Origin of the sequence: Niallia sp. FSL W8-1348 (genome assembly GCF_038006745.1) — a bacterium.
GTDB lineage: Bacteria > Bacillota > Bacilli > Bacillales > Cytobacillaceae > Niallia > Niallia alba.
Genome location: NZ_JBBOVV010000001.1, coordinates 3,188,123 through 3,212,331, shown reverse-complemented (window position 1 = coordinate 3,212,331; position 24,209 = coordinate 3,188,123). Strand labels below are relative to the sequence as shown.

The following is a 24,209-nucleotide window of genomic DNA, read 5'->3' as shown; positions in this document are numbered from 1 at the left end:
GTCTATGCTAGAATTAATGGATACAAGACAAGGTACGGAGAATCAACATAGCTATTCAAATGGGAATACCCTTCCCTATACTGGTTTTCCATTTGGTATGAATTTCTTTGTTCCACAAACTAAACACACTAATGGAAGTTGGTTCTTTCATCCAAGAGATCGGGTGTTTCAAGGATTTCGATTAACTCATCAGCCAAGCCCATGGATGGGTGATTTCTCCCATTTATTACTAACACCTCTTTCAGGTGCTTTTCAAAATGCAGATATTTACCATTATCAAAGTTCCTATCGACCTGAAAGTGCCATATTTCAACCACATTATTTACAAATAACACAGGCTCGCTATCAAATTAAGAATGAACTAGTTCCTACTACGTATGGCTCCATTCTTCGTTCCAATTATAGAGATTCCAATCTACCAGGTCTGTCACTACATCTCCCAGGTAAAGGGGAAATTTCACTAGATAGTAATAAGAAACAGATAAGCGGTTATGTCTCTAATTTTGCTGGCTGTGAAGATCCTAATTTTAAGATGTATTTTATCATGACTTTTAATCATCCCATTGATCAAGAGCATACCGGATTTTTCCAAGGGGATAATCCATTTACTCCAGCTCTTTCAGCATCTGGTGAGGATCAGCACTTTTTGATTCGCTTCTTATTAAACCAGGAGGAACCGCTAGAAACCCGACTTGCAACTTCTTTTATTAGCAGTAATCAAGCAGAGTGGAATTTAAACCAAGAGCTGGCCCCTTTTTCTTTTGATACACTCCAAAAGCAAGCGGCAGATGCATGGGAATATTATTTAAATAAAATTGAAGTAAAAAACCAAGATTTTTCAGCAGTTAAAACTTTTTATCACTGTATGTACCGTATGTTTCTTTTTCCGCAAAAATTTTATGAAATAAATCAACAGGGCGAGCCGATTCATTATGATACAACAAGCAAAAGGGTAAAAACTGGTGTCCTATATACAAATAACGGCTTTTGGGACACATTTCGGACCGTCTATCCTCTATATTCTCTTCTTATTCCAGATGAATACGAGGAAATGTTGCGAGGATTTCTAAACAGTTATAGAGAAACTGGCTTTTTGCCAAAATGGCTATCACCAGATGAACGAGGTCTAATGCCAGGCACATTAATTGATGCTGTTATTGCTGATGCATCCCAAAAAGGGATTGCTCGTGATATCATTCCCGAGTTATTTGAAGCAATGGTTAAAACAGCTTCTACTGTAAGCTCAAAGCCTACTTACGGACGGCAAGGTATCGAAGACTATGATACATACGGCTACATACCTTCCAACCATCATGAAAGTGTTAATCATACACTGGATTATGCCTATAGCGATTTTTGTATTAGCAGGGTAGCGAAAGAATTAGGAAATAAAGAAATGGAGCAAATGTTTGAAAAACGGGCTTATAATTATCTTAATATTTTCCATGAAGAAACAGGATTTATGCGCGCTAAAGATAAACAAGGCAGAGTGGAAGAACCTTTTAATTGCTTTAGCTGGGGACAGGATTATGCAGAAGGAAGTGCTTGGCAAAGTAGTTTTGCTGTTTTTCATGATTTTGCTGGGTTAATTAATACCTATGGAGGTAATAAGCCTTTTAGAGAAAAATTAGTACAGCTTTGTAATCAAGAACCAATTTTTGAAACAAAAGGCTATGGATTTGAAATACATGAAATGAGCGAAATGGCGGCAATCGATTTTGGCCAAGTTGCCATATCCAATCAGCCGAGCTTTCATTTGCCGTATTTATTTACCTACGCTGGTGATCCTGCTTCATCTCAAGTATTATTAAAGCAATTAATGACACAGTTATTTACTAGTAGTCCAACTGGCTATCCTGGTGATGAGGATAACGGCAGTATGTCTGGCTGGTTCATTTTCAACAGTATGGGCTTCTATCCAGTCTGCCCTGGAACTGGCGAATATGTAATTGGAATTCCTATCTTTGATTCCATTACGATTCATCTTCCAAATGATAAGAAATTCGAGATTTCAACTAAGTTCAACCAGCCACAATTTAGTTTTGTTCATCAGGTTACCGTTAATAACGCAACATACAACAAACTAACTTTAGAACATGATTTACTTATAAAAGGTTGCACAATCGACTTTCAGCTTGGCATTGTACCGCCAAATAAAGACTATGCAGAAACAGATTTACCTTATTCCTTGTCGACAGACAGTGCCGCCTCCGAATATAAAAGCAATGTTTAATCAAAGGCTGGGACATAAGTATTCCAGCCAAGGATAAATCCGAACAATTATACGAAGATGCTAATGAAAGTTCCGTATAATTGTTTGGTTTTTTATTTGTTTTTAAAAGGAGGTTTCCATGAAGTTTAGTGCGGTTCCCCCGCAGCCGGAATACACTTCGCTTTCCGTGGGGCTAAGCTTAAGCCTCCTCAGCTTCGCCTCCGGGGTCTCAGACTGTCTCGCTAATCCCACAGGAGTCTGCGCGTATTCCGGCTGCTCTGTTTTTCCAACTAATTATATTTCCTCTTGTAAAAAGTATGCGAAAGCAGCCGCTATTTAGTTATGTCTCAACCTTTTTCTTTGCTCTAAATATAAATGTACTATGATTTAATATTTACACAACTATAAAGGTGCGGGTGGTATGCACTCTTTTCCTGATTAAGAGGGAAAGGAGGTGACATACTAATGGATTTCGTATTGGACTTACTCAGAGATGTGGCAAAAATCTTTTTTACTACTCTTTCTGCTGGCTTTGCTAATCGCTTAGCAAGCAGAAAAAAGAACAAACGAAAACCTACCCCGCGCCGACCAAAGCAAAAGGATAGGTCTTCTAAATAAATATTTAGTATACCACTCGTAAGGAGTTACCGCTCCTTGGTTTTTAGTTTATTTCTTATATATAATAATATACTTACTGTAAAAATTTCAATCTATCATCACTTAAAATGAAGAAGATAAGCTTCCACTAACTCTTCCATTTCCATCGCTGAAGAATTTAAACAAGTTACAGCGATGGCATCTCTTTCCTTACTCATCAATCGGCTGAAATAATTGCTGATAGCTGTCCCTAAACTCCTTCGGGGAAATCCCACAATACTTTTTAAAGTTTTTATAAAAATAACCTGGGCTCATATAGCCAATTTTTTCAGATATTTCATTTATATTCAATTCTGAATGGAGTAATAAATTCTGTGCTAGCTTTATTCGATAATGATTTAAATATTGGGAAAAGCTTTTATTTGTTTCTTTCTTGAAAATCTGGCCTAGATACATGACATTTAAGTGTAGCCTTTCCGCAATAGACTTTAATGTTAAATCTTCTCGAAACTCTTCTTGAATTATTTGCAGGACATTTTGCACATTGCTGCTGTATTCCCTTTTGAATTTCTTATACTTTAAATTATACATAAGATCTGTAATCAACATTTGAAGCTCCTTAAAGGAACTTGCTTTATTTATTTTCTCAACCATCTCTTCATAAATTAATTCATCTTGAATTTCAAGCTCCCGATAAATATCCATAAACACCAGAAAGATAATATAGCGGGTGTATTCTGGAGAAGCAGCAGCTTCCATCAGCCCAGCAAAAATTTGCTTTATTTCTTTTTCGATCGTATCTATATTTCTTATCCCTAGCGCTTTTTTAAACGCTGAGAATGACAAATTAGGTAAACTTTCATTTAACAAGGCCATTGTTTTCGAATCTGCAAGGAGTTGCTGCCGTTCGTAAAAAGCACAAAGATATAAGCTACTCTTCGCATGTTCATAACTAATCGAAACATCGGCCATCCTCTTTACTTCTTCCCCTCTGCCAAAGGCAACCTTTTTTTGACGATAAAGAACTTGAATCAATTTTATTAAACGATCAATCCCCATTCTTTCGCCAAAGTAGATAATGACCCATTGCCCTTCCTCGTAATGATGAAAAAAATACAGGTCCTTTCTTTTTTGTAGCAGCTGATAGACAGCGTCATGATATTCCTTCTCATAGGTAAAGATAAGAACCTGAAACTGACTTGTCTCTGTATAGCTATCAAAGGTTGCCAGCATCTTCTTTAAATCCATATAGTCAATGTCATCATGAACCCAACGTTTCAGCAGGTGTTCAAATAAAAACTTTTCTCCTTGCATTCTCAGCTTTTCCTCTTCAAATTCCTTGATGCACTTTTTTAACGTTTCCATTAATTCTTCCTTGTTAATTGGTTTAATTAAATAATTCTCAGCTCCCATTTGAATACTTTCTTTTACATATTCAAATTCTTGATAACCAGACAACACGATAAAACGAAAAAAAATCGACTCTTTTTGTGACTGCTTCAAAAAGTCGATCCCAGAAAGAATCGGCATTGTTACATCCGTTATTACGATATCTACTTTTTGCCTTTTTACAAATTCCAATGCTTCTTGTCCGTTACCAGCCGTACCGACAATTTCAAATCCAAGTTCTTCCCACGGTATGAGCTTTTGCAAACCTCTTACGATCATGTATTCATCATCAACAAGCAGAACTTTATACAAGGATTATCCTCTCCTTTAAAACAAGATTTCGATTGTTAATCCTCCTAATTGATTCGTCTTTAACGTCATACTGTAAGTTTCTCCAAAAAAGGAGCGCAATCTTGCGTTTACATTATGTATTCCAATAGAGGACTCTAGCTTATTTTCAGAAGAAGGCGTTTTCAATAATTTGTTAATATTCTCTATTTTTTCTTTTGCGACTCCTGTTCCATTATCTTTGATTATGATACAGGTATGCTGGTCTTGCTTCGCAACCTTTACACTAATTGTATTGTTTTTCCTTGTATGATCAATACCATGCATAAAAAAATTCTCAACAAGCGGTTGGATTGAAAATTTAGGAATGCTAATGTCTCCAAGCTCTTTATCAATCTGAAACCCGTATGCGATTCGATCCCGATACCTCATTTGATACAAATAAGCGTATTTCTCACAAAATTCGAGCTCGTGCCTGATTGTTACTACTTTCTCATGTGTGATGCTATTTCTTAATAAGCTTCCAAAAACATATACAACATTCGATAATTCATCTGCTCCTTCACTAACAGCATACATGCGAATGTATTCAAGCGTATTATAGAGAAAATGCGGATCTATTTGAGACTGCAATGCCCTCATATTGGCGTCTTTTTGTTTTATTTCCAAGTTATAGATATCCTCAATATTTCGATTAATACTATCTAGCATCTGATTAATACTATGGGAAATATCCTTTAGCTCTCCTTGTTTTGTGTTTTCTTTTATTCGAACTTCCATATTCCCCGTTGAAACTTGATTGGTACCCTTTAGAATATCTTCTACTTGAATCACATATCGTTTAAACGTTTTTCGAAGACCAAAAAGTAGAATGCCATCTAAAATGGCACTAGAAAATAAAAAGAAAAACAGGCTTTGCATCGATTGTTTATATACTTCCTTTTTACTAATGAATGCTAGGACCTCAAAATCGTTACTAGTATGCACGCTTTTAATATAATATTGTTTCTCCAATTCCTTTAAACTAATAATAGATGATTCCTCTAAATTGCTTCTATCTTTTTTTTGAAGCATCGCATCTTGTCTGTATCTTCCTTGATAGTATACTAGTTTTTTCGTATCGGAAATAATCGCTACTTGAAGAGAAGTTTTCTCTTTGTCATTATTTAAAATCCGTTCTAATTCCTTATCATTAAAGACAATTGACACAATTCCGATTTGGGATAATGTATTAGGGTCCTTTATTGCTTTTTGATAGACAACTTGGTTTTTTAGATAGGAACATGGGAATATTTCTTGCCTCCCTTGTTTTTCTTCGTCGAGTAATAGATTTCCTTATAATCATTTAAAGAGATGCTTACCGATTCAATATCATCATCCATATAGTACATCTCCGTTACAATTCTCGGCAGATAAAGAAAAGTATTATTTTTTGCTCACTTAACGATTTTTGTAAATATGCTGCAGGTTCCAACTCAAAATACTGATAAATACTCGTAACCATTTCTGAGTTAGCCATTAAATTGGCCACTACTTTATCTAATTTTTTCTCATTATATGTCACAATATTTTCTAATTGGTTAGCCACCCTTTCAACGGAATCTATTGCGGTTCTTTGTTTATCCTGACTTGTATTATAGCTCACTAATAATGCAAATAGTGTAACAGCAGCAATCAAAATGATTGAGTACGTTTTTAATAGCGAATTAATAAAATATTTACTTCCCAATTAGCATCATCCTTAAGAAACATATACGAGTTTTTGACTTAACCGTGCAAAGAGTTTGTTGGAAATAAAGCTTGCTAGTATGATAAACAGCGAGATACTTCCGAATAAAATCAAGGCTGGATTATAATAGGTAAGAACAGAAACGCCGATGAGTAAGCCTCCCAGTTTAATGAGCGTCCAAAAGTCCATAAAAGACAGGAGTAACGACAGTTTCCATACATCTTTTACCGTCGCTTCATATTGTGACTCAATAAAGAGCGCAAACAAGAAGCTGATAGCCATTAAAAATAGAGCAAAGATAAGCAAAAAGTCAATGATAAGAAATATTAAATGATTGATTTGGAGAGAAAAATAAAGATTATAGCTTAAAATCACACCTAATATTAGGAATCCGCCAAAAAAGAAATTTCCTCTTTTAAAGCTAGCCTTAAAAGTAGAAAAAACATTCTTCCATGATAATTCCTGATGGTTCCAGCGAAATTCTAAAAACAGCTTTGCAATCGACAAAAATGCAGGTCCAATGCCAAAAATAATCCCTCCCATTATGGTTAGCAGCCAAAAATAAAGATTTAGTTTTAATACCACATAAAATCGATTAAAAAAAGTAGTCAAAAGGGATGCGATCATGTCTTTTCTCCTTTCTATTATTATATGATGAAAAAAGGCACGTTAACTAGAGCTAACGCACCTTTTCGAGATTAGTTTTTAGATGCTTGAAATGCATCAAATTGCTTTTGCATTTCTTCACGCACTTTTTCATATCCAGCACCTTTTAATTTCTCATTTAATTCTGGAATAGCTTTATCTGGATCTAATGTTCCAGTATTTAATCCATCAAGGTATTGGCTCATCACATTAGAAATATTCGTAATTTCTGTTTTCACCGAATCCGTATTAAAGGTGAAACCTAGAATTGGAGAGCTTGTCGCATTCGCGATATTTTCATCTCTTTGAGTAATCTGTTCATCTGTAATTGAATCTTGAACATAAACAATTTTATTATTTCCTGTATTCCAAGCTGCCATATGGTTATTGGATTTATAACCATCTAATAATTTCACTTTGTTTTCTCCAACCTTTTCCCACGCATTGCCTTCTTCACCATAAATGAGACCATTTAATAAGTCCGGATCTGAATTTAGAAGCCCTAAGAACTCCACTGCTTTTTCTTTATTCTTGGAGTTACTGGAAACGACAAAGTTTGCCATTTGCGCTTGTGCTGTTGACTTAATTGGATCAGTAATAGCCTTTGATACAATTGGCTGCTCCGCAACTGTTGATAATAGTGTATCACCATAGTCATACGGTCCTTGTGTTTCTTGACGAATAAACCATGTACCACTATTTAATGGATATTCCGTATTGCTTGTTGCAGCATCCTTGGCAATATATCCTTCATTATAGTATTGATGCATAATTCTTAAGTTATCTTTCATTTGTTCATTATCATACTGATTAATAATTTTTGATGTATCTCCATTTAAATCGACTGCAAAAGGCATGCCATTTCCTAATACAAAATCCATATTAGGTAGTACACGGAACCCTTGCCCAACAGAGAATGGCATCACATCTGTTTCGTTTTCTTTGATTACTTTTAATAGAGGTCCGAGATCTTTGTATGCTTTAACATTAGAGATATCTAAGTTATATTTATCGATATACTGCTTATTAAAGGAGAACATCGTTTGTGCATATACATTGCCGTTTACCGGGAATGCATAAAGCTTCCCATTTACTGTATTTCCTTCAATGTAAGCTGAATCTAGCATGTCATATGCTTCTTTCGCATATTTCGGAAATAACTCCGTTAAATCTGCATAAGCACCTTTTTGTGCATTCGTTACATAATTATTTGCATACGCAATATCATAATTCTCACCGGAGGATACGATAACTGACATCTTTTTTTCATAGTCTCCCCAGCCGATATATTGTAAATTAACACGAACACCAAGTTCTTTTTCTGTTTTCTTATTGACATTTTCCATCAACACATCGAAATTTTCTGGTTTATCTCCAATTTGATACATTAATAATGTTGTTACTCCATCTTTAGAACTGTTATCAACCGTAGAATTCCCTTTAAGACTACAACCTGCTAACACAGCGCCAATCAGTAACATTAACACAAGTAGAAAAGGAACTTTTTTCTTCATCTTCATTTACATATCCCCCTTATCATTTACACTACTCTTTTACACCGCCAATAGTTAAGCCACTAACAAAATAACGTTGGAAAAATGGATAGCTGCACGCAATTGGTAGGGTAGAAATAACAACCATCGCCATTCGAGTTGCTTCTTTTGGAATGGCAGCCAACCCCCCCGATAAATTCCCACTTAAACCAGCATTTTGCGTCATAAAATCAATATTGCTTTGGATCTTCATTAATAAGTATTGAAGTGGTACTAGATTATCGCTTTGGATATATAGCAATGCATTAAACCAATCGTTCCAGTATCCTAAGGCAGCAAATAAGCTAATTGTTGCAATTCCAGGAACAGCTAATGGTAAAACAATCTGTGTAAATATCCTCATTTCACTTGCTCCATCAATACGGGAAGATTCAATAATCGATTCTGGAACCTGTCTTCTAAAGAAAGTGCGCATCACAATAATGTTAAAAGGACTTAAAGCCATCGGAAGGATGAGGGCCCATACTGTATCTTTTAACTGTAGCATATTGGTCATGACAATATAGCTCGGTACCATCCCAGGGCTAAATAACATCGTAATTAAGGCGAAGATTGTAAAAAATCGCTTATATCGAAAATTTGGCCGGGAAATGGCATAGGCATAGCTTGACGTGAAAGCTACATTAATAAAAGTTCCAATAACAGTTACAAATACGGTAATAAATAATGATTGAATGATTTGGTCTTTCAAATCAGCCAAATACGTATATCCTTGAATACTCCATTCGCTCGGCCACAATGCATAACCATTTGTTATAAGTGAAGTTTCACTAGTAAACGATATAATAATTACAAATAAGAATGGAAAAATACAAGAGAATGCAAACAACCCTACCATGATATTAAAAAAGATATTTGTTTTTTTATTAAAGGTTCGAACTTGAACATGCTCTATTTTTTTCTTTTTCACTGTGTGATTTGGACCTCCTTCATCAAAACAACGCAGATTCTTCATCAAATTTGCGAACAATAAAGTTAGCTAGTACTACTAAAATACAGCCGACAACTGATTGATAAAGACCGGCAGCTGCAGTCATCCCGATATCTCCTGTACTCGTTAATCCATTATAGATATAAGTATCCAATACACTTGTTACCTCATATAAAGCACCAGAGTTTCTCGGTATTTGATAGAATAATCCAAAATCAGCTCTAAAAATATTTCCGACAGACAAAATAGATAAAATTGAAATTAATGGGATTAATTGTGGAATCGTAATATTTTTAATCTGCTGCCATTTCGATGCTCCATCTACCATCGCCGCTTCATAATAATCTGAGTTGATTCCCATAATGCTTGCAAAATAAATGACGCTATTATAGCCGACACCCTTCCATATTCCTAATATAATCAAGATAACTGGCCAATATTTTTGTTCGTTGTACCAATTAATTTCTTCACCGCCAAAAAGGGTGAGGATGCTATTCATTAACCCTTTATCTGGACTCAAGAAGGCAAATACAAAATAACTGATAATAACCCATGATAAAAAATACGGAAATAGCATTGATGTTTGATAGATTTTAATCATTCTTTTTGAACGTAACTCACTGAGCACAATAGCCAAGAAAACAGCAAAAATTAATCCTAACACAATAAAGGCCACATTATATAAGACTGTATTTCTTGTAATTAAATAAGCATTATTGGATGAAAATAAAAATTTAAAGTTATCCAATCCAACCCAAGGACTTTCTCGTAAACTTTGAAAAAATCCGCCGCTGGAATAGTGAAAATTTTTAAATGCTACAATATTACCGAATACTGGTATATAGAAAAATAAGATAAGCCAAATGGTGCCTGGCAATGCCATGAATAAAAACGCCTTATTTCTCCACAAATTTCTTAACATGGCCATTTTTCCATCTCCCCCCTCTCTTTAGAAAACGCTTTCTCAAGTATGGATAAATTATAATATGGGAGAGAATCATAACCAATAAACAAATTATAGGAAAAAATAAACGAATTATATGTTTTTGTGGTTGTACTATGCATTAGATTCAAGTATCTTTTATTTTAACATCTGAATGAGTTTAGTATTTCGCTTTACCATCGCAAAAACGCTTAAGACAAAAAGTCTTAAGCGTTCCATTTCAACATTACCTTAAAGCCCTATTCGTAGGTCTAAAGTTTATACATTTCAAAAATCTCGAGACTACGATTTTTTTCAAAGCTGCACTTTATGGAAGTTGCCTGGGAAATGACGGATTGCTCCATTATCCAAAGAGGAATATAGACATCAAACATTTGATTAACTTTCACTCCATATGTGCGATAAGAAGACCTTTTTCCTTCTTCATTTCTTATTTCAATATCAAAGCCATCTTCATTCTCTTTATCTAATACTCTAATAACTAAATAATGATTTTCTGAAAGGTCAACCGGCTGCTGTAAAGTCCAAATTACACTTCCCTTTTCTTCTTCATCACTTATCCCTTTTAAAGCAGTTGGCTTTACAGAAGAACCTTTTATCCCTATACCGCTTGTCTTTTCCGTTAATCTTGTATGATCCCTCACGAATTCTTCATACAATGGCTTCGTTGTTTTACGGTCCATTCGATACATTCCCATCGTTTGATAGAAATTATTATGATTGACATACCAGTCAAATGCTGTCCAATAATCAATACCTGCCATATAGCCATCTTGATTTAGAAGTCCTTGTGGATAAACAGTTGCCTTTTCAAGCAAGGCATATTGGACATCCTTATATATTTCTACTTGTTTCTCAAGGAAACTATCATCCGCGTTACTCCAAATCCCATATTCCGTGTTTATGATGGGCTTATCTGGCCATTTGGCATGTGCTTGCTCAATAAAGTTACGGGTCCCTTCATATGGGGTACTGCCATGGAAAATGCCAAAATACATCGTCCAGCCTGCTACATCGAGCGGTTCCATTGAAGCATCTTCATAGCCAGGTTGATCTGCCGCTGCACTTTGTGTAATTAGTCGCCCATCGTTATATGTTTCCTTTAACTCCTTCACTAATTTTTCATTATATGCTTTTCGATAAAGAACATCACTTGATTCATTCTGTGTACTCCACAGCATAATCGAAGGTCTATTATAATTAGAAAAAACCATTTCTCTCCACATTTGATAAGATATTTTTCTCGTTTCCTGTGCTTGATAATGGCTTGTTTCAAACTGCCAGAGTGGAATCTCACTCATCGAAGGCAAGCCTATTCGATCAAGAAGTAGAAAGGTATAAATATGGTTAGGATAATGGGCAGTTCTGATTAGATTAACTTGCAAATCGGCAATTTTTAATAAATCATCTTTGATGCGATTCCAAGATGCTGTCCTACCATAATCCGGCCATTCCTCATGTCTAGCAACACCTGCTAAAAACACGGGATGATCATTTAAAAGGATGTTAGCATTTTTTGCTTCCAGTGTACGAATCCCGAACTGAGTCGCAAATCGGTCTATTTTTTTCTGATTAGATGATAGTTCTACGGTGAGAACATATAAATTGGGTTCTCTGATGTTCCAAAGCTTCGGATTTTCTATGTTGACATGATAGGTAATGATTTTTGTTCCCTTTTCCTCCAGTACTACTTTCGTTTCTTCCAACCCTGACACTACAACCGATTGATTACAGATACTTTCAGCAGAAGGACTAGTTAACCAGCTTTCTGTTCGATAATCTGTATCAAACAGCTCCCCCTTTAAAATTACCTCTACTTCCTGTTTCAAACGATTTTCTAATGTTACCGAAATTTCTACGTCGCCCTGCAAATTTTTCGGGACAATGTCTGCTCTTGCTACATGGATTCCTTCTGTTGCCTCTAGATATAAATCATGAATAACACCCGTATAGTTGAAAAAATCATTATTTTGTGCAGGAACAGTATCTACTCTTGTTGTCCAAGGTGGATTATCTACTCGGATAGTAATCGTATTAACGCCACTTTTAATAAAGGCAGTAACATCAAATGCAAAGGGAGTATAGCCGCCCTCATGGTTGCCAACATACTTTCCATTGATCCAGAAATCACTAACATAGGAAACAGCTAAGCATTTTAGTGTAATACTTTTGCCCTCCCAATCAGCATCTATTTCAAAGGTTTTACGATACCAAACACCATTTTCGTATGTTTCTGCCCCTCCCTTTTCTTCTTTTCCCGTTAACTTGTTCTCCGGTAATGGTAAAGGATGGTTTTCCCACTTTTGATCATCAAACTCTGACTTCGTAATCCCTTGTGCCTCCTCTTCCGTCTTCTGGATCCACTTAGCGTCACGATAGGATAAAGACCAATCATGATCTGCTTCAAAGCGCTTTTTCTTCCACAAGCCTGCAAGAGACAATACTAATCTATTTTGTGGTTCAAAGGATGGATACGGAATTTTATTTTGAAAAGCAATGGTTTTTCCATCTATCTCCTTTAATAGCATGGAAGCTGCTAAACTACCAATATTCTTTTCTTTTTCTTGTATTGCTATCTTTGACACTCCTCATCACCAGCCATTCTATTCTTTTAGTTGATATGCCTATTAAAAAGGAAGAATAAGGAGAGATACTCCTTTCAGTTTGTCGACAAAAAGATTTTAGAAACTTACATTGAATTTTCATGCGTTGCTTGGAGTGGAAGGGGTGAGACTCCTGTGGGATTAGCGAGACAGTCTGAGACCCCGGAGGCAAAGCTGAGGAGGCTCAGCGCGAGCCCCACGGAAAGCGAACCCCTGGAGCGGAAAGCAACATCCCTATTCAAAGGGACTAATAAATATACTATAGACAAACCTCTATATCTAAAATTCAGGGGTTTGTCTACAGTCTGTAAGGAGAGATACTCCTTTCATTCTTCCAAATTTTTATCTATTTATTTAAACCAAGCTTTTCAATATTTTTTTCCATCTTTTCATTACGGACTTTTACAATCGAATCAAAATTATTCCCGTCCAAAAATTTCTTATAGTCATTTAAAACTTGATCAAATTGTTCGTCATTTTTTACTCTTAATAAGGTTGCTAATGTAGTTGCCCATTGGGAATTAATATTTGTTAAAGATCTTGCTTCTGCTGTTCCTTGATCTGGATCTATATTTTCAATAACGAACTGCGGTTTTAAGTATGGAGTTCCCCAAGCTTGAATCTGTTCCGTAGACTCTAGCGGCTCCACTTCCCCATGCTGGACTTTAAATGTATCATGCCCGAAGAACCAGAACTCTCCTAAACGATACTTTGTTTTATATTCATCTGGGTTATCTTGTTGCAATTTCGCTACCTCTGGTAATAAGGTTGCTTTGCCATCTTCATTAAATTCAAATGTCTCGTCTTCCACCCCAAATGTTGTTAAATACTGCCCTTCTTCACTTAATAAATACGTATACAACTGAATCGCCTTTTGTGGGTCTTTTACTTTTTTCGAAATATAAGTTACGGACCAACCAGAGATTCCAGATTGAGTCAAGGTTGGTTCGTTTCCTACTGTACTTTTTGGACCGTCGATAGCAATATATTTTTGATCAGGATGTGCAGCTAGATTTTTTTGTAGAAAAGTGTAAAGCTGCGCTACCCCACTTGCCATAATTGTCGCGTATTTTCCATTAGAAACTTTTTCCTCGAATAATGGACCATCATCTGAAAAAGTATCATCATTTAAATAACCAAGCTTATACGCTTCATTAAATGCTTTAATCCAAGTTAAATAGTCTTCATCTAGATTTCTGTCATTCCATTTTCCATCACTTGTCGTAATTGGAACGCCAATATGATTTTGGAATGAAGCACCTAAAGAGCCAGCATCCCCAGCAGCAGAGAATCCTTTAAAGCCAAAAGGAACTAAATCAGGGAATTGTTTCTTTATTTTGTCTAAAGCAGCTAAAAACGTATCTGGTGTGAACATATCTGGGCTGCCAATTGCTTTATATACATCCTGTCTAATGATAAATGCATCATTACCTGGGATTGCTCCGCTTTCATAATGCTCTTGTGTATTTGAATAACTAGGATAGCCATATGTGTTTCCGTCATCTAATTTATACCAATCCAATGTTTGCTGTTGTGCTACTTTATAAAAATAGGGATCATATTTATCTGCTAATTTATTTAATGGGAGCGCCCAAGATTCTGCATCTAATGCAGCCTTTGTATTCCCGCCAAAAATAGTTACGATATCTGGTAAGTCACCACCAGAGAAATATGTATTTAGTTTCGTATCATCCCCGGTTAAAAACTTAATATCAAGGTTAAGATCTTCTTTTAATTTTTTCGTAATCGTATCATTGCCGTAATCTTTGTTCCACCATTCTGCATTCACATACCAAGTTAACTCGGTATTTTCTTGTTTATCTAATTTCCATGCTGGGGTATTCTCATCGATTGTATATCTTGCCTCTTCATCTAAATTTGCCTCTGTCTTTTTCGAAGTATTGCTACAGCCCGTGAATATTAACGAAATAGCTAATAAGAAAACCAAACTTATCCGATAGATTGATTTATTCATGATAAAGCCTCCCCTATAATTGGTATTTATAAAAGTAGATTATCTCTGTGACAAATACTAGTTCTTATCTGTCCCACTATTGTGAATAACATTCTATTTATTTAGACTAAATCATTTCTCCCTTAAAATCCTCTACCTAAATTATTGTAAATAAAATATGATCGTTTTTTCTGAAAAAACCACCTCCTTCATACTTTAGAGAAAAACTTCCCTATCCTATTCTTTCACTGCCCCAATCATCATTCCTGACAAGAAATATTTCTGCAAAAAAGGATAAACAAGGACAATTGGTACCGTCGCAATCACAATCGTAGCTAATTGTATTGACTCTGAGGTTGTGGGGATGACCACAGAAGTTGCCGTTTGCATATTGGCAGCAGCTTGAGTTTGAACGATAATCTCATATAGTTTCATTTGAATTGGATACAAGGCTTCATTGCTAATATATAATTTTGCTGTCATATAATCGTTCCATTGAAACACACCATTAAATAAGGCAATTGTTGCTAACACAGGCGTGGAAAGCGGTAGGACTATTCGCATAAAGATGGTCCATACACCAGCACCGTCCATTTTTGCTGATTCTTCTAGCGAATGAGGAATCTCACGGAAAAAGTTCATCAAAATCAGCATGTCATAGTAGCTAAATAGTGATGGGATAATATAAACCCAAAAGCTATCAAGCAATCCAAGGGATCTCATTAATAAATAGGTTGGAATCATCCCACCGCTAAAAAACATTGTTCCCACACCTAAAATGGTGTAAAAATTTCGCCCAATCAGATTTTGTTTACTCATACCGTAGGCAACCATTGCTGTTAAAAGCACATGTGTAAAAACTCCTATCACTGTCTTTAGAATGGAAATCATAAACGCATTCCAAATAGTAGGGTCATTGAATACGAGTTTATAGTTTATAATGGAGAAATCCTCTGGCCATAGTTTTAATCCGACTTGATAAAGGGTATCTGGACTACTAAATGATTTAACAACAATATTCCAGATTGGATAGATGATAACAATAGTAAATAGCGATAAAAAGATGATATTCACGATATTGAAGACTCTGTTTTCTTTTGGCTTTTGATTTTTTTGACGAAAAACTTTTGGATTTAACTCCGTTATATTCGGATTTGTTTTCATGACATCCTCCTAGAAAACAGACTTATTATCATTCATTTTTTTAGTAAATTTATTGGTCACTAATACAAGAATTAAGGAAACAACTGAGACGGCTAACCCAACAGCTGTTGCATAGGAGAAGTCCCCTTGGGCCAATCCTACTTTATAGACATAAGAATTGATTACTTCCGCATGAGATGCATTTAACGGATTTATTAATACTAACGTTTGATCCAAGTTAGATCCCAACAAACCACCTACTGCTAAAATGAACATTAAGGAAATAATAAACTTCATCAAAGGCAGTGTAATATGGAAAATTTGCTGTAGTTTTGTTGCTCCATCCATCTTTGCTGCTTCATAATAAGTTGGATCAATTCCTGACATAGTTGCTAAGTAGATAATCGTTCCCCAGCCAGCTTCCTTCCATACATCTGATAATACAGCGATTAGCCAATAGCTATTCGCTTCAATCATGAAATTCCGCGGTTGATCTAATATTCCAAACCCAACTAACAGCTCATTGATAATTCCAGTTGTGGATAGCCAGCTTAGCAACATTCCCCCCACTACAATCCAAGACAAGAAATGCGGTAAATAAGAGACAGTTTGCACAATTTTTTTAAACCAGCCATTTTTCAATTCAAAAATAAGAATCGAGAGAATAATAGGCGCCGTAAAACCAATCAATAACTTAAGGAAACTGATTGCTAGTGTATTGACTACAGACTCCCAAAAGAATTTATCAGAAAAGGCAATTCTAAAATTTTCTAAGCCTACCCATGAGGCAGAAGCAATCGTGTCCGTTACAGAATAACTTTTAAAAGCAATAACAATCCCGTAAATAGGAACATAACAAAAGACAATCATAAAAATAATGCCTGGCAAAACCATCATTTGTAACGGCAGCTGCGCCCTAAATCCTTTCCCAAAATGGCTTTTTTTCATTTGAATACCTCCTTACAAAATGAATTAAAACGTTTTTATCAAAAACCGCAATATATTAAAGCGTTTTCATTTTTATATAATAAGGTAATACATAAAATATTACCTTATTAATATGTTTTTATTGATGGTGCATGAATCTCTGACAATTAAGCTTCCTTGCAATTTATCCAATTTCCCTACTTCTTCTCCTCTAATAATACCAAGCAGCCTTTCTATCGCATGCTTTCCGAGCATAATAATAGGGTTATTTACCGTTGTTAACGGGGGAGTGAAGTATTCGCTTAAATCTATATCATCAAAACTAATTATACTAATATCTTTTGGAACCAAGATCCCTTCCGATTTCAATGCTTTAATACAGCCAATTGCACTAAGATCATTAGCAGCCACAAATGCATCAGGCAAATCTTTTCCACTTCTCACAAATGCTTTTACCGCACTAAAGCTTGCTTCTTCTTCAAAATATCCGATTAATAAATCTTCTTCATAAAAAGGAATATTGGCATCTAGTAATGTATCTCGAAAGCCCTCATATCGCTTTATATCATCATATAAATGATCATACCCTCTAATATAGCCAATCCGTTTATGCCCGAGATTGATAAGATAACGTGCTACATCTTGCCCTCCTTTATAGGAATCAAAGACAACGGATGAACTTGTTTTGCTTACTCTTTCTCGATCAATGAATATGACAGGAATTCCTGCTTCTTCCAGAACGGCAACATCCTTTTCATCGATAAATTCATTGGAAATAATGGCTCCATCTACTCTTTTCCCCAAAATATTGCTTAACGCTGTCCGGTCATTTTTCGTAATAAAAATATTTAGTTCATACCCTAACTTTTCACATTCTTTCGAGATAGAATCAACCAACTGATCATAATAAGGTCCTCTCATGCTTGTGATGAATAGGCCAATTACTTTTGTCGCATTTGATTTCAGGTTCTTACCATTTAAATTCGGAATATAATTCAATCGTTTTGCGACATTTAATACATGCTCTCTTGTATCTGGATGCAGAACATCTACGCCATTTAGAGCATTGGAAACAGTGGAAATCGATACTCCCGCTTCTCTTGCAACATCTTTAATGGTAACTTTAGAAATGGGAATCACCTCCTCGTGATTAAAACGTTTTTATTTTTTATATCTATATTCTTTTATACCATATATAGTTGGTGCTGTCACCGCGGCATTTAAGCTAGTATAGCGGTAACAATCGAATTGGCTGCTATAGAAAATTGACTAACTTCTCCATTCATTCGCAAAGCAACCGGCAAATCTTCTTCGAATCGATTAAGCAGTACGAGAACAATTTGATTATTAGGATTCTTCATCGCAACAAGCTCTAACTTATCTGTATATTTAGTAGCAGCTATTCTTTTTGCTCCAGGTTCGATATATCGGCTGAAATGACCTATATATGTATAAGAAAGATTTTTCATCATTTGATCATTCTCTGTGTCACACATAATCGGAGCATCACAATAATTCCCAACATGATTTGGACCGCCCTGTCTATCTAGAATGATATTCCAGTCAATAAAGGCATTCATCCCAGCATTTATATTACCAATCATGTCATGTGCATACATTTGTGCTTTTTGTAATTGGCCTGCAGTGTTAAATCTGCTGTATTCGACACAGCCTTCTGTAAAAATTAATTTTTTATTTGGGAACTTCTCACGTACTAGACCAATGGCGTCAAAGTGGTCACCTGTATACCAATGGAAAGCTACGCCAGCAATCATATTGTCCGTTTGATTATCAATTATCGCAGCAGCTCTTTCATACATTCTTTCTTTATTATGGTCCCAGATCAACACTTCTATCTCACTTAAATTATTTTTTTGCAGAGTAGGATATAGATAGTCTCTAAGAAATTCTTTTTCTTCGATATCTGTATATAAACAAGAATCCCATGATTGTCTAGCATTGGGTTCATTTTGGATCGTTAACATTTTCACAGGGAAACCTTTCAATTGGTATTCCTTTATGTAGTGGCAGATATAATCGGCCCAAAATTGGCGAAACTCTGGTTTCAATTTACCACCTTTTACTCTTTCCTCGTTCGTTTTCATAAAAGATGGCGGAGACCAGGGAGATAGCATTAAATCAAACGGCTTAGCAGAAACTTCCGTCACTTTTTTCAATAAAGGCAAAATATATTCTTCGTCTCTAGCTAGGGAAAAAGACTGGAATTCCTTATCCTCTGGATTACTCATTGCTTCATATTGACCGACAGAAAAATCACAGCTGTCAATATGTGTTCGAATCAGATTGTAGCGATTGCCGTTTTCTCCAAAATAGGCATCTACTAACTTCTGTTGTGAACTCTCACTCATTTTCGAATACGTATAGCCAGCAGCCTCGGTAATCGCACCACCAAATCCATCAAATGTTTGGTACTCTATTTCTGGATATATATTCACTACTTTCATTTCTACATTATTATCTTTTGTAAATTCAGCTATGGTATCATTTGTTACCGGTTTGTTTTCTTCATAAGTAGTTGTAGATAAGTTAATCTTCATCTGATGCACTCCTTTTCCCTATAAAAACGTTTTTATTATTTTTATAAAAAAAACCCACATTTTCTGGTAGGTAATTATCTAACATTCAATATAAAGCGTTTTCGAATTTTAAAAGCAACTTAATAAATGAAATAAGAGCTGAAACGATAGAATTTACTACAATCCTTATAAAAACGTTTTCTTTGTTTATAGAATAACACCTTCCTATACTAGTGACAATACTTTTTTTCATAAATATTTTGATTTTCCTTTTTAAAACCTAAGAGCAGAACAATTTTTTTCTTTTATTATTATTTTATTTACCAATTAAAAGTGGCATGTAATAATAGAATTATCACTTAAATATAAAAACGTTTTAATTTTTTATAAAAGAGATTGGAGGAACTCATTATGGAGACAAAAAGTATAGTTACTCGTCTGTTTATTGTTTCAGAATGGATTACAAGAATTGCTTTTTTAAATCTTATTTGGCTGCTATTTAATCTTCCTATTTTTTATTTATCCTTTCATTTATTTGTTAGTACTCTGCCACAACAATTGCTCGCTATTGTCTCACTTATAGCTGTCTTATCACCATTGCTCCTTTTTCCATCTACCACTGCCCTCTTTGGTGTAGCACGAAAATGGGTGCAAGGGGAACTAGGAGTAAAATTGCTTCCTTCTTTTTGGAAATTCTATAAAGAGAATTATTTACGTAGTTTATTAGGCGGCATTGCTTTCACTATTGTTTGGCTATTTCTGATATTGGACTTTTACTACTTCTCCACTATAAAGTCACCTATTTATTATCTATTTTTAGTTGTAGCCCTATTTATGGTAGTTATTACGATTAACTTTTTCTCACTCTCTGTACATTACGAGGGCACACTTTTTCAGACAATGAAAAATGCCTTCTTACTAACATTGGGACGTCCCGTTCATACACTCGGTATTGCATTTATTAGTATCGCCTGTTTTTATATAAGCTTTAACCTTTTACCTTTTTTACTATTCTTAGGATTGGGATCCCTTTGTGCCTATGGATCTTTTTTCATCTTTCATCGTGGGGTAACTCCAGCTGCGTAGTTTAGCGGAAAAAGAAAAAAATCTTCCATACATGCTATTTTTAGCTTCAAGTGAAAGACAGCATAAGGAAGATTTTTTCTCTTCTCAGAAACTTATATTGATAAGAAATCAGTAGAACCATCCCCCTGAGGACATGCTTTATCCTTATACTGGAGGCCAAATTGGATGTGCTAGGGCAACTAAAAGGATTGCTGAAGCTAATAAGAATTTTTTCATTATTTTCTTCCCTCCATTTCTATGTATTTAATAGCTATTTCAAATTTTCCTAATCGTTTATAGTATTTCGCTAGTTGATTAGAAAAATAATGAAGCTCTTCTCTATGTTCTCCAATACTTTCTAAATAAGGAATGATTTTATTCTCTAAATACTTGAATCCGACTTCTTCATCGCCATTTATCATATGTAGATAATAAATAGATAAATACTGATACTTCAAATTGTTTAGCTCTTTTGATAAAGCATATACCTCTTCAAAAAAAGCCTTTGCTTCACCAGAATTAAGATCATGATAACATTGTGCCACTGTATACAGACTAATAAGATAGTGAACAGTCCCGGGAGTTTGCATATTTAAACCTAGTTTGTAATAATAAAGCGATTCTTCATGAAGACCCATCTTATGCTTTAAATATCCTAGATTATTATAAATTCGCGGCAGTAATGATGTCTCTTTCAAGAGCTTTACATTTCGAATAATATGTTTATAGCAATCTAATGCCTCTTGATAAATGCCAGCATGTGTATAATTAATCGCAAGTAGCATAAGCGTATGAATAATTCGTTTAAAATTATACTGATTGGTAAACAATTGCAAAGCTTTCTTTCCATAGAAAATGGCTTGTCCCGATTTCTCTAGAGATCCCTTCACTAATGCTATATGATAGTATAACTCTCCTGATGCAAGAGGGTTTGTTACATCATCATGCAAAAGCTGCAATAATTGATCTCTTGCATCATTGAACTCTCCTCTTAATATTAAGTGTATTCCATGATAATAAGAAAATAAATAGGATTCATGTTGGGAAAAATTTTTTTTTTGCTTATATAGCCATTTACGGTGATTGTCGGCTTTTTCTAGATTTTTAATAAATAAAAAATATCGATATTTATAAAGCTCGTATAGATAGATATAAGGGGTAAAAGTGATTAGTTCGTTTCGTTTCTCTAGTTCTACAAAGGCAAATCCAGCTTCCTCCTCTTCAAAGTATTCCATATGTTCAATAAATCTAGTAATGAGTGATTTAATTTGCTTCATATCGTTTTCTACTACTTGAAGATCAATATGCAAACGCTCAAATAATAGTTTGACTGTTTCTTGATTTGCTTCTTTATGATTATTTTCAATTTTACTTAAGTGTGGAATCGAACATATACCCTCTGCAAGCTCACTTTGTGTCAAATTTGCTTTCGTTCGATAGTATTTCAGTAATGAGCCAGTTTTCATGGACATACCACCTATTTTCTTATAGTTAATCACTTATGATATATAATTAGTATATTAATAGAATTAATATTGAACTGTAAATGCTATCCAATCGCATTTTTCCCAAATTTAAAAGGTTGTAAAGGATAGATTTCTCATTCTAAAGTCCCTATTTCCCACCTATAAACTTATTAAAATGGCAATTTTAGTCCATTTGCTCCTTAATATTTTCCCAATTATCCCTACTATTTTTCTATGATATTATCACACTAAGAATTTTTTTAATATTCTTTTCTCATTCCAAAATTAAAGGAGCGATAACAAATGAAGAAAAGTTTATCTCTATTACTAGCAACTGGTCTAGTATTCGGAGCTGCTATTCCAAGTGGATTAGCAGCAAGCAATGAACAAAAAAAGTTAGAAAAGTTCCAATTGTCTCAGAAAAATTGGGATAATAAAAAAGATTTACCCACCTTCCTATCTGGAAAACTATCTACTAAAAAATATAAAGTAGAAAAAGAGATTAGAGCTTATTTAAAAGAAAATGAGACACTCTACAAAATTAACCCAAGTAAAGATCTTACGCTATTAGAAGAAACAACAGACGAGCTTGGAATGAAACATTATCAATATGTTCAATCAGTAAATGGTGTTCCTATTGAAGGCGCGGCATTTTATGTTCACACAAATAAAGCTGGTGAAGTCGTAGCTGTCAATGGTGGATTACATCCCGAAGCATCAAAGAAAGTTACAACAACAAAAGCGAAACTAGCAGACAAGGATGCAATCGAGAAAGCATGGAAGCACTTAGATTTATCTAAAGAAGAGACAAGCAATGGCGATACAGTTGAATTAAAAGGATTAAGTAGCAAAGCAGCAAGTGAATCAACTACTGTTGAGAAAGACTCATTAGTTGTGTTTGAGAAAAATGGAATTTACCATCTAGCATATAAAGTAGAATTTCAATTTATCGACCCATATCCAGCAAACTGGCAAATTTTCGTTGATGCCAACGATGGAACAATTATAGATTCCTTAAACGCAGTAACTGATGCAGCAACCACAGGTCGTGGAACTGGAGTAAACGGAGACACTAAAACATTAAATACATATTTTTCAAACGGGACGTATTATTTGTATGATACAACAAAGCCAATGAGTGGCGGCGTTATTCAAACAGCTACTGCACAAAATCGTTCGACGCTTCCTGGGGTGTATTCAACAGATGCTGATAACGCTTGGACTGCAAGTAATCAACGTGCAGATGTAGACGCTCATTATTATGCTGGAGTAGTGTATGACTATTATTACAATACTCATAACCGAAATAGCTACGATAATAGAGGAGCATCTATTACATCAACCGTTCATTATCAAACAAACTATAATAATGCCTTCTGGAATGGTTCACAAATGGTTTACGGGGATGGAGATGGAACTACTTTTGCACCACTTTCTGGCGCACTTGATGTAGTGGCGCATGAAATTACCCATGCAGTAACAGAAAGAACAGCTGGCCTGCAATACCAAAATCAATCTGGTGCACTAAATGAATCTATGTCTGATGTGTTTGGCTATTTCCTTGATCCTAATGATTGGTTATTAGGAGAAGATGTCTATACACCAAAAGTTTCTGGCGATGGTCTGCGTAGTTTATCTAATCCTGAAAGCTATGGACAACCTTCTACAATGAGCAATTATGTCAATACAACAAGTGATAACGGCGGGGTTCATATTAACAGCGGTATTCCTAACAAAGCAGCTTATTATACAATTAGTTCTATCGGAAAAGCACAAGCGGAAAAAATTTATTATCGTGCATTAACAACCTACTTAACACCTACAAGTAATTTTAGTAACGCAAAATCTGCTTTATTACAAGCTGCTTCAGATCTTTATGGCAGCAACAGCAGCACTTATAATGCGGTAAAAAGTGCTTGGGATCGTGTAGGTGTAAACTAATTTTGATGGGCAGTTTCCTTTTAAGGGTAACCTTGACAAGGAACTGCTCATCCTGCAAAAAAAAAACGAATACCAATTAACAACCTCTCTCCCTATATCTAATAACCCCCTCCTTAATCAAAAAAATTATATAATATCACTAGTGTTGCATAAATAGTGTCATAATTTTCAGTTTACTCACCTTCCCTGTTTAGAGGCAAAAAAGTAAATACCCAATCAAAGGTGGCCCCATCCATTTGGAAATTTATTTACAATTAGACTTTTGCAACGACGACAATTTGCATAT

At 35.1% G+C, this 24,209-nt stretch carries 18 protein-coding genes; 4 read left to right on the top strand and 14 right to left on the bottom strand.

Annotated elements, in window-relative coordinates:
• Nucleotides 1–4: 4 nt before the first annotated feature.
• Together NST60_RS15180 and NST60_RS15175 are read left to right on the top strand one after the other, a co-directional pair.
• Nucleotides 5–2,233: a GH92 family glycosyl hydrolase gene (locus NST60_RS15180; protein WP_341099252.1), complete on the top strand. Its 2,229-nt coding sequence runs from the start codon at nt 5–7 to the stop codon at nt 2,231–2,233.
• Nucleotides 2,234–2,677: 444 nt separating this feature from the next.
• On the top strand, nt 2,678–2,830 hold the full coding sequence (locus tag NST60_RS15175; RefSeq protein WP_169189199.1) for a hypothetical protein: 153 nt from the start codon (nt 2,678–2,680) through the stop codon (nt 2,828–2,830).
• Nucleotides 2,831–3,019: 189 nt separating this feature from the next.
• On the opposite strand, the gene NST60_RS15170 is transcribed toward NST60_RS15175, so the two are convergent.
• The 13 genes from NST60_RS15170 to NST60_RS15110 form a co-directional block, all read right to left on the bottom strand.
• Nucleotides 3,020–4,510, bottom strand: a complete 1,491-nt coding sequence (locus NST60_RS15170; protein ID WP_169189200.1) for a response regulator transcription factor — start codon at nt 4,508–4,510, stop codon at nt 3,020–3,022.
• Between the two features lie 15 nt (nt 4,511–4,525).
• A complete protein-coding gene (locus tag NST60_RS15165; RefSeq protein WP_169189201.1) occupies nt 4,526–5,695 on the bottom strand; it encodes a sensor histidine kinase in 1,170 nt (389 codons plus the stop codon).
• A 187-nt stretch (nt 5,696–5,882) separates the two neighbouring features.
• Nucleotides 5,883–6,215 carry a hypothetical protein gene (locus NST60_RS15160; RefSeq protein WP_341099250.1) on the bottom strand — a complete coding sequence of 111 codons (333 nt, stop codon included), beginning with the start codon at nt 6,213–6,215 and terminating at the stop codon, nt 5,883–5,885.
• Nucleotides 6,216–6,227: 12 nt separating this feature from the next.
• Entirely contained in the window at nt 6,228–6,842 is a 615-nt protein-coding gene (locus NST60_RS15155; protein ID WP_169189203.1) for a YesL family protein, read from the bottom strand.
• A gap of 71 nt (nt 6,843–6,913) precedes the next feature.
• Nucleotides 6,914–8,380 carry an ABC transporter substrate-binding protein gene (locus tag NST60_RS15150; protein ID WP_169189204.1) on the bottom strand — a complete coding sequence of 489 codons (1,467 nt, stop codon included), beginning with the start codon at nt 8,378–8,380 and terminating at the stop codon, nt 6,914–6,916.
• 25 nt (nt 8,381–8,405) lie between these two features.
• Complete coding sequence (locus tag NST60_RS15145) at nt 8,406–9,368, bottom strand: carbohydrate ABC transporter permease (protein ID WP_445304400.1); 963 nt, start codon at nt 9,366–9,368, stop codon at nt 8,406–8,408.
• Nucleotides 9,346–10,272, bottom strand: a complete 927-nt coding sequence (locus tag NST60_RS15140; protein WP_205835666.1) for an ABC transporter permease — start codon at nt 10,270–10,272, stop codon at nt 9,346–9,348. The genes NST60_RS15145 and NST60_RS15140 overlap by 23 nt, the downstream gene beginning before the upstream one ends.
• Nucleotides 10,273–10,538: 266 nt before the next feature.
• Nucleotides 10,539–12,872, bottom strand: a complete 2,334-nt coding sequence (locus NST60_RS15135; protein ID WP_341099248.1) for a glycoside hydrolase family 2 TIM barrel-domain containing protein — start codon at nt 12,870–12,872, stop codon at nt 10,539–10,541.
• A gap of 364 nt (nt 12,873–13,236) precedes the next feature.
• Complete coding sequence (locus NST60_RS15130) at nt 13,237–14,865, bottom strand: sugar ABC transporter substrate-binding protein (RefSeq protein ID WP_224427430.1); 1,629 nt, start codon at nt 14,863–14,865, stop codon at nt 13,237–13,239.
• Nucleotides 14,866–15,081: 216 nt separating this feature from the next.
• Nucleotides 15,082–16,008 carry a carbohydrate ABC transporter permease gene (locus NST60_RS15125; protein WP_212118510.1) on the bottom strand — a complete coding sequence of 309 codons (927 nt, stop codon included), beginning with the start codon at nt 16,006–16,008 and terminating at the stop codon, nt 15,082–15,084.
• A gap of 9 nt (nt 16,009–16,017) precedes the next feature.
• Nucleotides 16,018–16,935 (bottom strand): ABC transporter permease, encoded by a 918-nt coding sequence (locus NST60_RS15120; RefSeq protein WP_224427429.1) that lies wholly within the window; start codon nt 16,933–16,935, stop codon nt 16,018–16,020.
• 99 nt (nt 16,936–17,034) lie between these two features.
• A complete protein-coding gene (locus NST60_RS15115; RefSeq protein WP_318010487.1) occupies nt 17,035–18,054 on the bottom strand; it encodes a LacI family DNA-binding transcriptional regulator in 1,020 nt (339 codons plus the stop codon).
• An 80-nt stretch (nt 18,055–18,134) separates the two neighbouring features.
• Entirely contained in the window at nt 18,135–19,472 is a 1,338-nt protein-coding gene (locus tag NST60_RS15110; RefSeq protein ID WP_169189209.1) for a glycoside hydrolase family 30 protein, read from the bottom strand.
• Nucleotides 19,473–19,862: 390 nt separating this feature from the next.
• Between NST60_RS15110 and NST60_RS15105 the strand changes: the two genes are divergently transcribed.
• The gene (locus NST60_RS15105) at nt 19,863–20,537 is read left to right on the top strand and encodes a YesL family protein (RefSeq protein ID WP_224427428.1); all 675 of its coding nucleotides are present in this window, start codon (nt 19,863–19,865) and stop codon (nt 20,535–20,537) included.
• A gap of 215 nt (nt 20,538–20,752) precedes the next feature.
• Here NST60_RS15105 and NST60_RS15100 read toward each other — a convergent pair whose 3' ends face one another.
• A complete protein-coding gene (locus NST60_RS15100; protein WP_341099244.1) occupies nt 20,753–21,982 on the bottom strand; it encodes a tetratricopeptide repeat protein in 1,230 nt (409 codons plus the stop codon).
• Between the two features lie 303 nt (nt 21,983–22,285).
• Between NST60_RS15100 and NST60_RS15095 the strand changes: the two genes are divergently transcribed.
• On the top strand, nt 22,286–23,923 hold the full coding sequence (locus NST60_RS15095) for a M4 family metallopeptidase (RefSeq protein WP_169189212.1): 1,638 nt from the start codon (nt 22,286–22,288) through the stop codon (nt 23,921–23,923).
• The last annotated feature ends 286 nt before the right edge of the window (nt 23,924–24,209 follow it).

Coding starts and splice junctions, on each gene's coding strand:
- NST60_RS15145 (WP_445304400.1), bottom strand. CDS start 9,368: ATGAAGAATCTGCGTTGTTTTGATGAAGGAGGTCCAAATCACACAGTG.
- NST60_RS15150 (WP_169189204.1), bottom strand. CDS start 8,380: ATGAAGATGAAGAAAAAAGTTCCTTTTCTACTTGTGTTAATGTTACTG.
- NST60_RS15155 (WP_169189203.1), bottom strand. CDS start 6,842: ATGATCGCATCCCTTTTGACTACTTTTTTTAATCGATTTTATGTGGTA.
- NST60_RS15095 (WP_169189212.1), top strand. CDS start 22,286: ATGAAGAAAAGTTTATCTCTATTACTAGCAACTGGTCTAGTATTCGGA.
- NST60_RS15105 (WP_224427428.1), top strand. CDS start 19,863: ATGGAGACAAAAAGTATAGTTACTCGTCTGTTTATTGTTTCAGAATGG.
- NST60_RS15130 (WP_224427430.1), bottom strand. CDS start 14,865: ATGAATAAATCAATCTATCGGATAAGTTTGGTTTTCTTATTAGCTATT.
- NST60_RS15125 (WP_212118510.1), bottom strand. CDS start 16,008: ATGAAAACAAATCCGAATATAACGGAGTTAAATCCAAAAGTTTTTCGT.
- NST60_RS15180 (WP_341099252.1), top strand. CDS start 5: ATGCTAGAATTAATGGATACAAGACAAGGTACGGAGAATCAACATAGC.
- NST60_RS15120 (WP_224427429.1), bottom strand. CDS start 16,935: ATGAAAAAAAGCCATTTTGGGAAAGGATTTAGGGCGCAGCTGCCGTTA.
- NST60_RS15100 (WP_341099244.1), bottom strand. CDS start 21,982: ATGAAAACTGGCTCATTACTGAAATACTATCGAACGAAAGCAAATTTG.
- NST60_RS15175 (WP_169189199.1), top strand. CDS start 2,678: ATGGATTTCGTATTGGACTTACTCAGAGATGTGGCAAAAATCTTTTTT.
- NST60_RS15140 (WP_205835666.1), bottom strand. CDS start 10,272: ATGGCCATGTTAAGAAATTTGTGGAGAAATAAGGCGTTTTTATTCATG.
- NST60_RS15110 (WP_169189209.1), bottom strand. CDS start 19,472: ATGAAGATTAACTTATCTACAACTACTTATGAAGAAAACAAACCGGTA.